We start from the raw sequence: 14,990 nt of genomic DNA, 5'->3' as shown, positions 1-14,990 counted from the left end.
TCGATCACGCGTCAGATCGCACGGCGTCCCGGTATCACGGCATCCCGGCGATGGAAGCGCAGTTCGACGTCGCGGGCTTGCCGGCGAGACGGTCGACGACCCAGTTACGTGCAGCCAACTGGTCGGTGATGAACGGGCCGACGTGGTTGAGGATCGACTTGGTGCCGGCGCTCGGGTTGCTCAGCGGCGCGTACGTGACGTTCGAACCCTCACCGCACCAGTCGACGGCGAGCTGGCGGGCCTGGCTGTGCGTGACGAGGTCGTCGGCGGTCGCCGTCGCCACGCGCACGGCGGCCGTGGGCTTGAGACGGCCGATGCGCTGCGCGTCGATGAATTCGGAGAGCGCCGGTTCGCGCGCGACGATCTGCGCGAGCGATTCGCCGGACTTCGTGTACTGCGCCGTCTTCTTGCCACCGAACGCGAAGACGATGTCGGCGGTGCACTGCCCGCTCGTCTTCGCGAGCATCGCCTTGCCGTCGTCGTTGAGGTTGTCGTCGATGATCTTCTGCAGCCCCGGGTATTCGTTGACGGCGCCGTTGATGATGTAGCCGATGACGCCGGCGATCGGGCTGCCGTCGACGCCGGAAAGCACCGAGTTGAGCTCGGCGGGCGGAGCGCCGACGTAGGCGGCCGCCACATTCAGCTCCGGCGCGTACGTGGGCGCGGCCTCGACGGCTGCGCCGGAAGCGCCGCCACCCTGGGAGTAGCCGTACGTCGCGACCTTGGAGTCGGCCTTGACGCTCGCGCCGGGCACCTTGCTCGCGACGCGCGCCGCGTCGAGAACAGCGTGGGCCTGGTCGGCGCGGTTCATGTAGCTGTGGACGCGGTCGTTCATCCCGAGGCCGACGTAGTCGGTGACGACGACGGCGACTCCCTTCGACAGCAGGTTGTTCATGGCGGTCGTCTCGTAGTTGAGGCCGATCGAGCCGGGAATCTCGAGGTTGAGCGCGGTGGTGAGCAGCTTCGACGGCGCGCACTGGTCGCCCTGGCCGATCGTGCCGACGGAGAAGCTGACGACGGGACGCGGGCCCGGGCCCGTCCACTTCGCCCACGGCTCGATGTAGGCGCCGGTGACGGCGGTCGGCTTGTCGTTCGTGTCGCGTGTCGAGTACATGATGCGCGTCGTCTTGCCGTAGACGCCGAGGCCGGTGAAGAACGGCTCACTCTTGATGAGGGTGCCGGGGGTGGTCGGGACGCTGGCGGGCGCGGTGTAGAAGGTGGCGGCGTTGGCCTGGGCGGCGGGCGCTGCGGCCATCGTCGTGACGCAGGCGGTGGAGGTGGCGGCGATCGTGAGAGTGACGGTGGCGAGACGGTTTCGGCGCATGGGGGGTTCCTTCGGGGCGGGAGGGTTTTCCGGGGACCGGCATGGAGCAGCCACGCGATGTGACCTACCGCACAGTAACCTTTTCGCGGGAACCGTTGGGGAAGGACGGCTCGAAAAGTTACGCGAGCGTAACCGAGATGCGGGATCGTGTGGCTCGTGTCACGAATGGACGCCCGGCAGGCCGAAAAGCCCACCCCGGCGCGGCTGGTCGTGCGGTTCCAGAGCCGAAACCGCCTCATGCGCGATCAGATCGCCGAGCCGCCCGGCCGTGCCCCGTCAGGCGCCGAACGCCGATTCCGGTTGACGTTCGTGCTGCGGCACCTCGGCCTCGTCGCCAGCGCCGCGTCCGAGCACCCGGGCGATGTCATGGGCGAGCTGCACCGTCGCGTCGATCTCGACGCGGCGCGTCGACACGCTCTCGATGTTGAAGCCGAACGGCACGTCGAGGTAGCGGCAGAAACGGGCGAGTTCGTGCGCGGCGGCGAGGCAGTGCTCGTAGGACGCCTCGAGGGTGTCGTGGCTGCGGCGCAGTTCGTTGCCAACCCAGCGGGGCACGTCGACGCCGAGCCATTCGAGGAAGTCGAGGGTCTTCTCCGAGCCGCACAGCGACAGCGTGAAGATGAGGCGCGCCGGTCGGATGCCCCGCTCGGCGCACGCGTAGGCGTAGTCGCTGATCGTGTTCTTCGCCTCGCCGGTGTCGTACACGACCTGACTGACGAAGAACGCCGCACCGGACTCCTGTTTGCGCAGCAGTCGTTCGTGCTCGGCGGTCGTGCGTGCGTGGCGTTCTGGGATGACGACCCCGCCGAGCGTCACGTGCTCGTGCTCGGCGACGAGGTCGACGGCGCGCGGCAGGCTCGTCCGCACCGGCTTGTCGGACGAACTGGCGCCGACGAAGACGGTCGCGTCACCCTGACGGCGTGAGGCGAGGAAGTCGCGCAGCTGCGCCTCGTCGTACTTGCCGACGCAGCGGTAGACGATCGCGTTACCACCCCACCCGGCGAGCGGGCCGGCGAGGAAGTCTGCCGGGTCCATCGTCTCGAGGTAGGGGAACGGTCGGTCGTCGTCGGTGCGATCCGACTCGTCGTCGAGGTCGTAGAGGATGAGCGCGTCGACGTCGAGGCCGTCGAGACGCGTGAGGGTCGCGTCGGCGATCTCCTGCGCACGTTCGGCACTCGTCGTCGCACGCGGGGGCGTCATGGCGAACAGCAGCAGTTCACGTTCGTCGGTGACGAGGTCGGCGAAGGTGCGTTCGGCATGGGCGCTCATGACGATCGAGGCTAGGCCCGCACCTCATGAACCCCCGATTCGCGCGCCGACCCGTGAGACGAGCAGCCGTCTGCCGCGGACCGAAAGCAGCGGATCATGACCCGGAAACGCGTCACGGATGACGCGCTTCCGGGCGATGACGGCGGCTCTGAGGGGTGCCGCGGGGCTCCGCACGGCCGGGGCAACGTCAGGCTTGGGCGAGGACGTCGATCGTCGCGGTCGCGGGATCCCACCACCGCAGACGGTCGGCAACGAGGACGTCAGGCGCCGGCTCACCACCGCGGGCGTCGACGGCGGCCATGGCCTCCCCGAGTCGATCGCGCGGGATGCGCCGACCGAGCGTCACGTGCGGCGTCCACACCGGGTGGCGGACGAGCGGTGACGCCTGACGCAGCGCCGCCACCTCATCGGCGACGACACGGGGCGGCTCGGCGAGGTGCGCGAGCGTCACCCGTGAGCCCGCGCCGAACGCGATGAGGCCGCGCACGTCGAGACGGATCGGCAACGCGGCGGCGAAGAAGTCGCGGGCGCGTGCGATCACGTCGTCGGGAATCGCCGATGCGACGACGAGCGACAGGTGCGGCGCGTTCGTCATGCCACGGTGGTCGAGTTGTGACGGCAGGCCGAAGAATCGCAGCGCCCGCCACTGTTCCTCGACGGCGGTGGCGCTGCGCTCGTCGAAACTCAACTCGAGCGCACAGTCGGCCATGACTTGACGCTACCGAGGTCAGAGGATGAAGAACCACCCCTAGGTGCTCGGTTGAGCCCCAGGGGTGGTTTCCATGCGGATGCTCCGGCCGTCGTCAGGCCGCCGCGCGGCGTCCGTCAGGCCAGCGCGTCGCCGTCGCCGGAATGGTCGGCGGTGTCGTGACGCTCGCGGCGGTCGCGCCGCAGGGGAAGCTCGGCGGTGCGGTCGCCGCCGTCGCCGCGGCCGTCGACGTCATCGTTCGAGGCGGTCTCAGACGCCCGCTCCCGCGACTCGCGCTCGTAGCCGGGCCCCCGCCCGCCCTCCTGCCTGTGCGGCGGGTGGTGGCCGAGTTGATGCTCGACGAACTCGCCGACGGCGCCGACGCCGTCGTCGTCACTCGCGTCGACGCCGCCCGGGGCGAAGCGGTAGGTGTTGTTGCCGATCATGAACAGGATCCACAGGCCGATGACGCCCCAGACCGCCACGACCCACAGGGGGCGGGTGAGGTCGACGCCGCCGAAGTAGGCGATCGAGCGCACGGCGTCGACCCCCGCGCCGTTCGGCAGGTACGGGCCGACCGAGCGCCACGGCTCGGGCAGCACGTCGTAGGCGAACGCACCGCCGGCGGAGGGGTTGCCGAGGATGACGAACAGCAGGATCGCGAGGCCCACGCCGAGCGAACCGAATGCCGACGTCAGGCCGAACGTGAACGTGCTGACGGCGAAGACGAGCGCCATGCCCATGGCGGAGATCTTCCAGAACGGGCCGGGCAGCGCGTCGAGCATGTGCTGCGCCACCAGGGTGCCGACGATGCCCGAGAGCACCGCGTACCCGGCGAACAGCAGCAGACGCATGCGCGCCCCGACGGCGGTGTGCGAGCGGTTGCCGACGACGGTCGTCATCGACGCGGGAAGCAGGTAGGCGCCGACCATCCAGGCGAGGACGAGATAGAACGCGGCGGTTCCGCGGGCGTCGTCGGGCGCAGCCTTGACGACGTCATGCGTGACGAGGCCGCGCTTCGCGTTCTGTGACGTCTTCGTCGCGACGGTCTGCGCCACCTGAGCGCGCGAGGCGCCTTGAGCCGAGGCGTAGTAGAGCGTGTCCTTCGGGTTCTTCTCCGTCTTGCTCGGGTTGAAGACGTAGACGCCGACGGCCTCGTCCTTCTTCACCTGCTCGATGGCGGCCTTCTCGTCGGTGCTGATCGTCGCGAGCACGGGCTGACCGTCGATGGCGTTGAGCTTGTTCGCGATGTAGCCGGCGTTGCCCTCGGTGTGGCTGACGACGATGAACGGCGCCTTCTTCGCCTCCGGCTTGCCGAAGGCACCCATGTACGACAGCCCCATGAGGCCCTGCACGATCACGCACATGAGCGCGAGCACGATGAGGCGGGGGGCGAACTGACGGATCTGCTCGCGAGCGGTGGTCTGTGCAGGAGCAGACTCGTCGAGACGCTGCGCCATGGGCTTCCTCCGAAGGACGGGATGCGGGCGGTTTCGTGGGGGCCGGCCGCTCGCGTCGCGGCAAGCTGCCGGGCCGTGGTTCAACCGTACTTCCCCAGGCCCCATCCGGTCACACTACACCTGTAGTAACGCCTGGAGGAAATCGCAGGACCCAGACAGATTTCGCCTGGCACTCACACCGTGCGGCTCGCCACACCAGGACGAGACCGCTTTCATTCCTCGGCCTCGGCGCCCGCCTCAGCGGGCGGCGAGGAGCGCCGTCACCAGCTGCGCGGGATGTTGCGCAGGTTGGAGCGGCCCATCGCGACGGCTTCGCCGGCACCGCCGTTGAGCACGATGCGCGACATGGCCGTCGCGAACCCGAACACCTGGTCGCTCGTGATCTTCGGCGGGATCGACAGCGCCATCGGGTCGGTGACGATGTCGACGAGGCTCGGGCCCTTGTGCGAGAGCGCCTCGGCGTACGCCTTCTCGAGGTCCTTCGGGTTCTCGACGCGGATGGCGTGCCACCCCATCGCCTGAGCGATGGCGGCGTAGTTGACCTCGGGTACGTCAACGCCGAAGTCGGGCAGCTTGTCGACGAGCATCTCGAGCTTGACCATGCCGAGCGTCGAGTTGTTGAACACGGTGAGCGTCAGCGGCAGGTCGTAGGCGCGTGCCGTCAGCATGTCGCCCATGAGCATCGACAGGCCGCCGTCACCGCACATCGCGACGACCTGGCGGTCGGGGTGCGCGAACTGGGCGCCGATGGCCTGCGGCAGCGCGTTGGCCATCGAGCCGTGCAGCATCGAGCCGATGAGGCGGCTGCGGCCCGTCGGCTGGATGTAGCGCGCGGACCACACGTTGCACATGCCCGTGTCGGCGGTGACGATCGCGTCGTCCGCGAGGGCCTCGTTGAGCAGCGACGCGGCGTACTCGGGGTGGATGGGGGTGTGCTTCTCCACCTTGCGGGTGTAGGCGCCCACTGCCTTGTCCATGAGCTTCTCGTGCTTCTTGAGCGTCTTGTCGAGGAACTTCGAGTTCTTCTTCTCCTCGATGAGCGGCAGCACGGCGTCGAGAGTCGCCTTGACGTCGCCCTGGATCGGCAGGTCGACGGCCGTGCGGCGGCCGAGCACCTCGGCGCGCGCATCGATCTGCACGGTGCGCGTGTCGGGCAGGAACTGGTCGTACGGGAAGTCGGTGCCGACCATGATCATGAGGTCGGCGTCCTCGATGCCCTCGGCGGCGGCGCCGTAGCCGAGCAGGCCCGTCATGCCGACGTCGAACGGGTTGTCGTACTGCACGAAGTCCTTGCCGCGCAGCGAGTGCCCGACGGGCGCCTTGGCCTTGCTCGCGAGCCGCATGAGCTCGTCGTGTGCCCCGGCGGCACCGGCGCCGGCGAAGATGGCGACCTTCTCCGCCGCGTTGATCTCAGCGGCAAGCTTCTCGACGACTCCGGTCGGCGGCACGAGCACGCCCGGCTCGGGCACGGCGACGGGCGTCACGTCCGAGGTGGCGGGCTCGTCGGCGATGTCACCGGGCAGCGTGATGACGGAGACACCCTTGAGCGTGACGGCGTGCTGGATCGCCGCCTGCACGACGCGGGGGCTCTGCACGGGCGTCGAGATGAGCTCGGAGTAGACGCTGCACTCGGTGAAGAGACGGTCGGGGTGGGTCTCCTGGAAGTAGTCCTGCCCGATCTGCGCGCTCGGGATGTGGCTCGCGATGGCGAGCACGGGCGCGCCGGAGCGGTTCGCGTCGTAGAGGCCGTTGATGAGGTGCAGGTTGCCCGGGCCGCAGGAGCCCGCGCAGACGGCGAGTTCGCCCGTCACCTGCGCGTCGGCGGAGGCGGCGAAGGCGGCGACCTCCTCGTGGCGCACGTGGATCCAGTCGATGCCGCCCTTCGCGCTGCCGCCGGTGCGGCGCACGGCGTCGACGATGGGGTTGAGGCTGTCTCCGACGATGCCGTAGATGCGGCGCACACCGGCGGCCTGGAGCTGGGAGACGATCTGTTCGGCGAGCTTCATCGAGCTGACTCCTCCGGCGGCACCCGCCGCCTCGTTCGTGAACACGTTTTGATTTCAGTCAAGTACGCGCGGCAGATCCCGTCAACGAGGCTGCGATGTGAACTCTGGCATCCGCCACCGACAACCCCGTCATTCCGCGGTTTTCGACACCTCGCGGCACCCGTCAACGTGACGAAAGAGGCATTCGCAGGCACCCTGCCGACAAGGTGCACGCAACGCGTCACGCCTCGACGATGTTCTGGCCCAGGTATTTTCCGGGCCGCGGGGCGCTCGGCAGCAGGTACACACCGGAGCCGATGGGCGTCGTCCAGGTATTGAGGAGGTCGGCCTCGGCGAGGCGGCGCTGGATCGGCACGAACTGCGCGGCCACGTCGGCGCAGAACGCGACGAAGATCAACCCGCGGTCGCTCGTGCCGTCGGCGCGCGCGTCCTCGTAGTTGTAGGGGCGGCGCAGGATGCGCTCCCCCGTCTTCGCCGGCCGCGCCCGCGGCACGTGGGCCGCCGGGTTGATGACGCTGAGGCCCAGCTCGTCCGTCTTGTCCAGGTCGATCGGGTCGTGCGCTGACGTGCCCGTCAGCGGGGCGCCGTTCGTCAGCCGCCTGCCGATCGCGTTCTCCTGAGAGGTGCGATCGAGCGTCTGCCACACGTCGACGTCCATGCGGATACGGCGGATCACCATACCGGTGACGCCCTCCATCCACGGCGCGTCGGTGGTGGCGGCGTTCCACACGCGGTCGGCCTCGTTGCCGTCGACGTTCGGCTGCTCCTGCCCGTCGAGCTGGCCGAACAGGTTGCGCGTGACACCTGCATCGCTCGGGCGCGCGCCGGCGTGGAAACCGCGCTGCTGCCAGCGCGGCGTCGCGATGCCCTTGAGCGCACTGACGAGTTGCGTCGCCGCGTGGCTCACCCCGACCGGGTTGGCCGCGTCGATCTGGATGACGAGATCCGTCTGATCCCAAGGCTCCTCGAACCGATCGATCGGCATCGTGGGGATCGGCGCGAGCCACGACGGAGCCTTCGCCCGCACGCCGCGCAGCGTGAACACGCGCGGCCCGAGGCCGACGGCGATCGCGACGCCGCCGGCATCGAACGCGAGTTCATGCGCGATGTCGGGCAGCGGCGTCGACCCCGCGACGAAGCGCGACGCGGCGTCGTCGACGACGACGAGCGCACGACGCAGGTCGTCCTTGGTCGCATCGCGCGCGAGGTCGAGGCCGAGCCAGTGCGCGTGCGTGCCAGGCTGCGTCGTCACACCCGACTGACGCGGCGCACCGCTCGGCACGTGCCAGCGCGCCGGATGGGCCGACGCGCTGGCACGCGCGCCCTGAGTGGTCGAGGCATTCGAGGATCCCGAACCTACCGCCCCGGAACCTGGCCCAGCCCCTGGCGCCGACGCTCCCGACCCCGCGCGATCACACGCCGCGAGCGCAACGGCACCGAGGCTCGCGAACGACCCGGCGATCAGTCCCCGCCGCGAGGCCCCGCCCCCATCGGCTATTCCTGTACCCTTCTGCGATTTTCGTCCACCTTCGCGCGCCACCCCGGCCGTCGCCGCCGATGGGCCGGCTGGGCACTGCGGATCCACGCGAGACGGACCATCACCTGAACCCTCCTCGTCCTGACCGCGGCCCGCGCGGGGCACCTCCGTCGAGGCACCCCGCGCATCGTCACGACGCTGACGGCGAAGGCTCACTGGCCGCGACGGCGCCGCGCCATGAGCGCGACTCCGATGCCGACCACCACGACGACACCCGCCACCGCGGCGACGACGCTCCACGCGGCGCTGCCGTCAGCGTCCTCGTGCGCTTCCGCCGCAGGTGACGGAGCGGGCGAGTCGAACGTCGTCGTGGCCGTCGCGCGCGGCGACGACGACGCGGCGCCGACCGAGGACGACGCTGCCGTCGACGGCGCCGCAGTGCTTGCAGTGCCACCCTTCAGCGTGAACGTGTACGACCCGCTGATGGGGTGACCGTCGCTGGAGACGACGCGCCACGTCACGGTGTACGCGCCGTCACCGTGGCCCGCGAACGGGGCGCTGACGGTGCTGCCGTCGACCTTCGGCGTGGCCTTCGACGTCGATCCGTCCGGTGCCTTGACGGAGATCTGGTTGCCGACGGCGAGCGGCTTCTCGGCGAACGTCAGCTCGAGCGATGACGGCGCGCTCTTCACCGTCGCGCCATTCTTCGGCGTCGTGCCGGTCAGTTCGTCGTGGGCGGATGCGGCGGGCGCGAACGCGATCGTCGTGGCGAGCGCGAGGGCGGCATAAATCTTCTTCATCGTGGGAGCCTTTCGGGCCGTCAGGTCAGTGGGAGGGGGTGGTCGACATGCCTGGCATGGTCGAGCCGGCCGAGTGCGAACCCATGCCGCTCGAGTGGGCGTCGCCGGAGTGGGTCGCCTCCGACGAGTGCTGCGCGTGGCCGGAGCCCGCGTACTTCTCCTTCGCACCGTCATAGGCGCGTACGGGGAAGCTGACGTCGGTGTGCGAGCCGTCCTCGAACGTCACGGTCAGCTTCTGCGTCTCGCCTGCCTTGAGCGCGTGCGAGAGATTCATGAACATGAGGTGGCTGCTGCCCGGCTTGAGTTCGAGCGAGCCGCCGGCGGGCACCGTGAAGGACTTCGTCTCCTTCATCTCCATGCCCGTCGCGGTCTTCTGCGTGACGTGCAACTGCACCGGCCCGGCGTCACCGCGAGCGCCGGTGACGACGATGGGCTTCGTCCCGGTGTTCTTCAGCGTGCCGAACGCGGCGCTCATGCCCGAATCGGCGGCCTTCGCCCAGGTGTCTGACGGCCTGATGCGCGACGCCATCGTGGCGTCGGCGCTCGACGTGGCTGACGTCGACGTGGCCGGCGCCGACGATGCGGCGCTCTTGGAGTCGCCCGAGGTGCCTGAATCTTCCGACGAGCAGGCGGTGAGCGCTGCCGGCGCGGCGAGCGTCAGGAGGGCGACGGCCGTCAGACGGCGGGTGCGGCGGGTGGCGGACGTGATGGTGATGCTCATGGTGAGGTCTTTCGTTCTGGGTGCGACGTGGCGTCGCGGCGGCTCTCACGGCCAGGGGCATCGGTGGCGTCGCCGATGGATGCGACGAACGCTGCGGCGATTTCACGGCTGCCGGGCAACGCAGGACGCGCGGGGCGCCCGGGCCGCTCGATGCGCGACGGGGGTGACGCCGACATGGCGCGCGGCCACGGGCGGTTCATGCCGTCGTGCGCTCGTCAGGCCCCCCTGACACCAGGGGGCACCGCACCGGCACGATGCGGACGCTCGGTCGACAGCCGTGAGGCGCATGTCGACAGCCCTGATGGCCAGGCCCGTGAGAGAGGGAAAAGATCCGAGGATCAGTGCGAGAGAACGAAACTCACCGGTGGGGCGCGGCTGGCCCGCGGGGCGTGCAGCGTCACCAGGCGGGGCGCACGAATGTCGTCGAACACCGTGCAGGCCGTCGGAAATTCACCGAACGGCGCGAGCTGAATCTGCGGTACGAGGACGCGGATCGTCCAGGCGAGCGCCCTCTCGCCGTACGCGAGGAGCGCGGCGAACAGCCATGTCATGCCGATATGGCTCGCGGCCATCGTCGCGCTCGTGCCGTCGGCGCTGACGTCGGCGGCGCTCGCGTGGTGCGGCATCGTCATCGAGGCGGGCATGAGCGTCGACATCGCCGCGTGCAGCGCGAGCTGCGCGACTGCCATGACGCCGACGAGCTGCGCGAAACTCCAGCGTCGCCTGCTCACCGCGTGCATGATCGGCGTGCCGATCACCGCCAGGCAGATGAGGAGCAGCACCGGTGCGCGATGCCCGCCACCGGCGACGTGCGCGGCGCCCGCCGAGCACGCCGTCAGGGCAGCGACGAGCAGGCTGCGCACCCAGCGCACTTGCTGTTTCTGCCCGAGCTCCACCCAGTTAGTCTACGAGCAGCACCCAGCGCGCCCGCCCAGCCACGCTGTGAGGCCGGGTACACCGCGTCCTCGGCGAGCGTGCATGCGAGCCGCGAAACCGGTGCTCCTACAAGCCAGGACGAACCGCTGCTCGATGCGCGCAACACGCTCGTCGCCGCGGAGCTGGACATGCGCGTTGTCGCGGTGGCCGATCACGTGATCGATCTTGGACCCGGCGCGGGCGACGCCGGCGGGACCGTGGTTGCAGGTGGTACGCCCGCCTACGTCGCGGACAAGGGCGTCGGTGCTTCCGCGGGCTACCTTGCCGCCGCACTGCAGGCAGCCACCAACGTGACCCCATTGTGACGAGTGTGTCGCTGTGCGATCTGAACATCGCACAGCGACACACTCGACGAGGTCGTAGTCTCAGGCGGGGAGCTTAGAGGCCCAGGACGTCCACCTTCTCGATCGTGGGTTCGCTGAACAGTTTGCCGGCCAGAATCGCGGGTCCCCCGCGATTGGGGGGACACGCCCTAGCTCTGGGCCTCGCCGAGGCGCGCTTCGGGCGTGAGCTCGGCGCGGACACCGCCGCCGGTCGCAGCCTGGGCAAGAGCGCGACCCAGCGCAGGTGCCTGCTTGAACAGATTGTGACCAGCCACAAACAGGACAGAGTCTGCCTCCCACACGGCCACGCCGTCCTCACTCCACGGGAGGTCGGTCACCCAGCAGTGAAGGAAGTCGCGCGGCTCTGGGTGGAGACCGGGCAGCGCCCGTGTGACGTATTCGCGTGCGCGTTCGTCCAGCGATCGAATCGCCGCCGGGTCGATGAAAGTTCCGTCGTCGCGGACGCCGACGGTGTCGCTGAGTCCGACCGAATAGTTTCTGTTACCCGGTAGCGGCGTCGCGTAGACGCCGACTTCGCCGAAGACGCCGCTGCCGTCCTGCAGGCACGCGACTCGTGCCGGGGCGGCGGCTTTCACGTCGAAGGTCAGCCTGACGTGTGCGGCAAGGCGAACCGGCAGCGACAGGCCGACGCTGCGTGCCAGGCGGGCGGTTTCGCGGCCGGCGCACACGACCACCTTGGAGTAGACAGCCCGGTCGGTGACGCTGCGCACCTCGACCGTCCCGTCGGCGCGGGGATCGATGGAGATGACCTCACCGGTGGTGACCGCATCGGCGAGGGCACCCGTGAGTGCCTTGATCGCGGCTCGGGTGCGGATCGCGCCGCCCGACTCGTCGAGCACCGCTGGCCCCGAGTACCCAGCGAGCAGCGGCATCCGCTGGGCGACCTCGGCCGCGTCGATCTCGCGCGCTTCCACGCCGCCGACCTGGTCGAGCACCCGCAGCCGCGCCAGGGCGCTGTCTCCGATCGCCAGGACACCGTCTGATGAGACCAGCTCGACGTCGAAGTGTTCGGCCCACTCATCCCATATGCCGCGGCTTTCGCGCGCGAAGGCGACGAGTCGCGGGTCGTCGTGGGCATGCCGGAAGATCCGCGACTCGCCTGCGGATTGACCCGTCCCGGGCACACCAGCCTCGTACAAGCGCACCGACACGCCCTGCTCCCGCAGCGCGTACGCCGTCGACAGACCGACGATCCCGCCCCCGATCACCGCTACCTCGGGTGAACGCGTCGTGGCAACGCCGTCGTCAGTTCCTGTCATCGCGGTTCCCCGATCTGTTGGTGATTAGCGATAGGCCGCAAGAGAAGGGGTCGCTGTCACAACGTCAGCGGGCTGCGTAAGCCCGAAGTCACCGTGCGCAGCGACCCCTCCTCTCTGGGCCAGTACTCCCGGTTCTCGTCGGGAAGCACGTGATCTCGCGGTCTCTGCGTCTCCGCAGACCGGCCGTGCCACCTGCGTGCCACTCGTACCAAAAGGCTTGTTGCACTCGCCGAAACGGGTCGTGACACAGTACAAATTGTACTCGTCCCAGCTGGCGTCTGCACGTGCCCGTCGCGGATCTATCGCCGTTTCGGGAGGAAGGGCAGGTGCTGCACGTCGGGATCACCGGCGGCGAGGCCATCGACGGTGACCTCGTATCCGACGAGGTCCTGACTCGGCCACGATTCCCCGCTGAACAGCGAACGCACGGCGGCCAGGCGCTGCTCGAACTCGGCTCGGTTGTCGGCGCGGATCTCGAGCGAGTCGGTCTCGTCGGTGGCGCCGATGGGCCTGATCGTGAAGAGCGACTTCGTAATGCTCGATGCGTCCGTCCCGCTACCGATCAGGTCGTATTGGAGGCCGTGTTCTGTCAACGCCGTAGCGACACGGTGACGCACCCGCTGTTCGGCGGCGCCTTCGTCCGTTGCGTCGTCGATGGTCATCGTCTCGACCAGCACGAGAGTGCTGCGGCGCCTGCCGCCGATCGGACGCGCCTCGTATCCGAGGCCGCTCGCAACGCGGAGCGCCTCATCCACGTCATCGAGCGCGACCCGCACGGTGAGGAAGATCGTCGCCATGCTTTCAGGGTAGTTGCGGTCGCCGTCGGCGTGTCAGTCTCTTCCGCTCCAGTACAGCGGCATGCGCCGTTCGTGGGCAATGGCGACGATCTTCAGGGCCTCGTCGGTGAGGTAGTAGACGAGGCGGTAGTGCGAGTGAGGAACCTTGGCATGGCGAAAGACACGGCCAGCCGGCGTGTCGAGGATGGTCTCGGCTGACTCCGGCCATTCGAGGAGACGATCGATGACCCGGTCGACGTCGGTGCGGAACCTCGCGCCGCGGTGCTGTCCACCCTGGTCGTACCACTGGATCGCGTCGTCCAGCTCACGCACGGCATCGGGGTGAAACCCGACGCGGAGCGTCAAACGCTTCTCTCGGCAGCGCGGGCGTCGAGGTAGGCGTTCGCTTCCTCGCGAGAGAGCATCGTGACCGTGCCGTTCTCGAGTTCGTCAGCCCTGCGTGAAGCGACGGATGCCCAGGCTGCGTCGATGACCGCCTGGTCGGGGGCGTCGGCGTCGTAGAGGACGTCGGCGACCCGCGATCGCTCCTCGGGCGTGAGCGCCATCGCGGCTTGGATCACCTCAGCCACCGTCATGCCCCAATTCTACCGTGGCACCGTCCGGTTCAGCGAGGTTGACCCGGCCACGAGCGTGAGAGGAGTCGTCAGCCCTGCGTGGGGTGGTCGTCTCGTACCTCTTTACGCAAGTGAGCGGATAGATAGATGCGAGGACTGGTCATGGCTTCGGAGTTGGATCGTAAGGCATCGACGGTGGTCGGCGGCATGTCGCTGCGGGTCGAGAAGACAGGCCGCGCGCCCGAGGAGGCCGGCGGGAGTCGGATGCAGTTCTTGTACGAGGTGCGTGCCGGCGAGCATGTCTATCGAGGTACGGATCTGTATGCGGGTGTCGGGATGGATGTGTCGGCGTCGCGAATGGTCGGGGTGCTGGCGGGGTTCCTCTCTAAGGCAGGCGAGAGATACCGCTCGGGCATGTGCCCGCCGGATGACGCCTACCCGGAGTGGGTCTATGAGCAGGCGTATCTGAATGAGGACGAGCTGGCGATGGCGTCGTTCGAGCTCGAAGAGCCGGAGGTGTTCACCGGGCGGTTCGGTGAGCAGGAAGGGCCGTGGGCGTCGGTGGTGTTTTTGCAGGGCGAGGACGCGGACGCCGCGCTCTCGGTTCTTGAAGAGCGCGGTCCGGAGGCAGCGATCGCGCATTTGGCGCAGTGGGACTTTGGAGATGAGACGGAGCAGGCTGCAGCCGCGAACGGTCACGTCTACAAGGCGCCACCGGTCGGGACGTGGGATAGGGAGTTCCGCAGCGGCGCATATCACCTGTCGTGGAATCACTCGCTGGGACACGTGGGCTTGACCCGCAGTATCGCTGGCGCGGCCGAGGCGGCGACACCATCGGAGCGTGCCCGGCAGCTGGGCCCAGCGTCGCCGACGGTCACCGCCGGGGTGACTGGTCACAGCATCGACGCCCGCCCGGAGCCACTGGGCAGATGACCGCATATGGATAGGAACCCACTGGGGTGAGGTGCCGGGGCGTCGCAGAGATGCGACGCCCTTGTGGTGTGTCACGATCAACGCATGGCACGCAAAATGGTGTTCAGCTCGTTGATGACCTTGATGGCGCCGAGCTCGACGGGACCGGTGAGAGCATCACCTTCGGGCTGGATGGCCGCACGTATGAGATCGACCTGTCGACGGCACACGCGGATGAACTTCGGCAGGTGCTCACCCCGTACCTGACGGCCGCACGCCTGACGGGGCGTCGCCCAGCCGGGCGCCCGGCATCTTCTGTCGCGCAGGCTCGGAACTTGGGGGCGATCCGGGAATGGGCACGGGATCACGGATACACGGTGAGCGATCGGGGACGTGTCTCGGCGGCCATCGTCGCCGCCTACGACGCCACGTCCTGACGGAAC

At 68.9% G+C, this 14,990-nt stretch carries 15 protein-coding genes and 1 pseudogene; 3 read left to right on the top strand and 13 right to left on the bottom strand.

Annotated features, from left to right (window positions below; all coding sequences use genetic code 11):
* Positions 1-34 precede the first annotated feature (34 nt).
* The 9 genes from AC1RS9_RS05110 to AC1RS9_RS05070 form a co-directional block, all read right to left on the bottom strand.
* Positions 35-1,324 (bottom strand): lipase family protein, encoded by a 1,290-nt coding sequence (locus AC1RS9_RS05110; protein ID WP_131941888.1) that lies wholly within the window; start codon positions 1,322-1,324, stop codon positions 35-37.
* Positions 1,325-1,600: 276 nt separating this feature from the next.
* Positions 1,601-2,593 (bottom strand): 5,10-methylenetetrahydrofolate reductase, encoded by a 993-nt coding sequence (locus tag AC1RS9_RS05105; RefSeq protein ID WP_131941890.1) that lies wholly within the window; start codon positions 2,591-2,593, stop codon positions 1,601-1,603.
* A gap of 187 nt (positions 2,594-2,780) precedes the next feature.
* Positions 2,781-3,302 carry a 2'-5' RNA ligase family protein gene (locus AC1RS9_RS05100; protein WP_074040841.1) on the bottom strand — a complete coding sequence of 174 codons (522 nt, stop codon included), beginning with the start codon at positions 3,300-3,302 and terminating at the stop codon, positions 2,781-2,783.
* A gap of 116 nt (positions 3,303-3,418) precedes the next feature.
* A complete protein-coding gene (locus tag AC1RS9_RS05095; protein ID WP_074040842.1) occupies positions 3,419-4,741 on the bottom strand; it encodes a hypothetical protein in 1,323 nt (440 codons plus the stop codon).
* A gap of 260 nt (positions 4,742-5,001) precedes the next feature.
* Positions 5,002-6,747: a pyruvate dehydrogenase gene (locus AC1RS9_RS05090; protein WP_074040885.1), complete on the bottom strand. Its 1,746-nt coding sequence runs from the start codon at positions 6,745-6,747 to the stop codon at positions 5,002-5,004.
* A gap of 220 nt (positions 6,748-6,967) precedes the next feature.
* Positions 6,968-7,999, bottom strand: coding sequence for a Dyp-type peroxidase (locus AC1RS9_RS05085; RefSeq protein ID WP_160126269.1), 1,032 nt, complete (start codon positions 7,997-7,999; stop codon positions 6,968-6,970).
* Between the two features lie 437 nt (positions 8,000-8,436).
* Positions 8,437-9,024, bottom strand: coding sequence for a copper resistance CopC family protein (locus tag AC1RS9_RS05080; RefSeq protein ID WP_074040843.1), 588 nt, complete (start codon positions 9,022-9,024; stop codon positions 8,437-8,439).
* Positions 9,025-9,049: 25 nt separating this feature from the next.
* Complete coding sequence (locus tag AC1RS9_RS05075) at positions 9,050-9,745, bottom strand: copper chaperone PCu(A)C (RefSeq protein ID WP_074040844.1); 696 nt, start codon at positions 9,743-9,745, stop codon at positions 9,050-9,052.
* Positions 9,746-10,083: 338 nt separating this feature from the next.
* Positions 10,084-10,641 (bottom strand): hypothetical protein, encoded by a 558-nt coding sequence (locus AC1RS9_RS05070; protein WP_131941892.1) that lies wholly within the window; start codon positions 10,639-10,641, stop codon positions 10,084-10,086.
* 120 nt (positions 10,642-10,761) lie between these two features.
* On the opposite strand from AC1RS9_RS05070, the pseudogene AC1RS9_RS05065 reads away from it, so the two are divergent.
* Positions 10,762-10,986, top strand: a pseudogene (locus tag AC1RS9_RS05065) (ethanolamine utilization protein); the annotation flags it as partial.
* Between the two features lie 167 nt (positions 10,987-11,153).
* Here AC1RS9_RS05065 and AC1RS9_RS05060 read toward each other — a convergent pair.
* The 4 genes from AC1RS9_RS05060 to AC1RS9_RS05045 all read right to left on the bottom strand — a co-directional run bounded on the left by AC1RS9_RS05060 (position 11,154) and on the right by AC1RS9_RS05045 (position 13,656).
* Positions 11,154-12,284, bottom strand: a complete 1,131-nt coding sequence (locus AC1RS9_RS05060; protein WP_171969873.1) for an NAD(P)/FAD-dependent oxidoreductase — start codon at positions 12,282-12,284, stop codon at positions 11,154-11,156.
* A 299-nt stretch (positions 12,285-12,583) separates the two neighbouring features.
* Positions 12,584-13,060, bottom strand: coding sequence for a hypothetical protein (locus tag AC1RS9_RS05055; RefSeq protein WP_144767686.1), 477 nt, complete (start codon positions 13,058-13,060; stop codon positions 12,584-12,586).
* Between the two features lie 54 nt (positions 13,061-13,114).
* Entirely contained in the window at positions 13,115-13,426 is a 312-nt protein-coding gene (locus tag AC1RS9_RS05050) for a type II toxin-antitoxin system RelE/ParE family toxin (RefSeq protein WP_074040848.1), read from the bottom strand.
* Entirely contained in the window at positions 13,423-13,656 is a 234-nt protein-coding gene (locus AC1RS9_RS05045; protein WP_083603968.1) for an addiction module protein, read from the bottom strand. The genes AC1RS9_RS05050 and AC1RS9_RS05045 overlap by 4 nt, the downstream gene beginning before the upstream one ends.
* A 141-nt stretch (positions 13,657-13,797) precedes the next feature.
* Between AC1RS9_RS05045 and AC1RS9_RS05040 the strand changes: the two genes are divergently transcribed.
* Together AC1RS9_RS05040 and AC1RS9_RS05035 are read left to right on the top strand one after the other, a co-directional pair.
* Positions 13,798-14,568 carry a hypothetical protein gene (locus AC1RS9_RS05040; protein ID WP_074040850.1) on the top strand — a complete coding sequence of 257 codons (771 nt, stop codon included), beginning with the start codon at positions 13,798-13,800 and terminating at the stop codon, positions 14,566-14,568.
* A gap of 68 nt (positions 14,569-14,636) precedes the next feature.
* Positions 14,637-14,984 (top strand): histone-like nucleoid-structuring protein Lsr2, encoded by a 348-nt coding sequence (locus AC1RS9_RS05035; RefSeq protein WP_235006243.1) that lies wholly within the window; start codon positions 14,637-14,639, stop codon positions 14,982-14,984.
* Positions 14,985-14,990 lie beyond the last annotated feature (6 nt).

Source organism: Dermacoccus sp. MPR-E5, from assembly GCF_058809565.1.
Note: the sequence above shows the minus strand (reverse complement) of the source record. Positions and strands in the feature narration are given on the sequence as shown.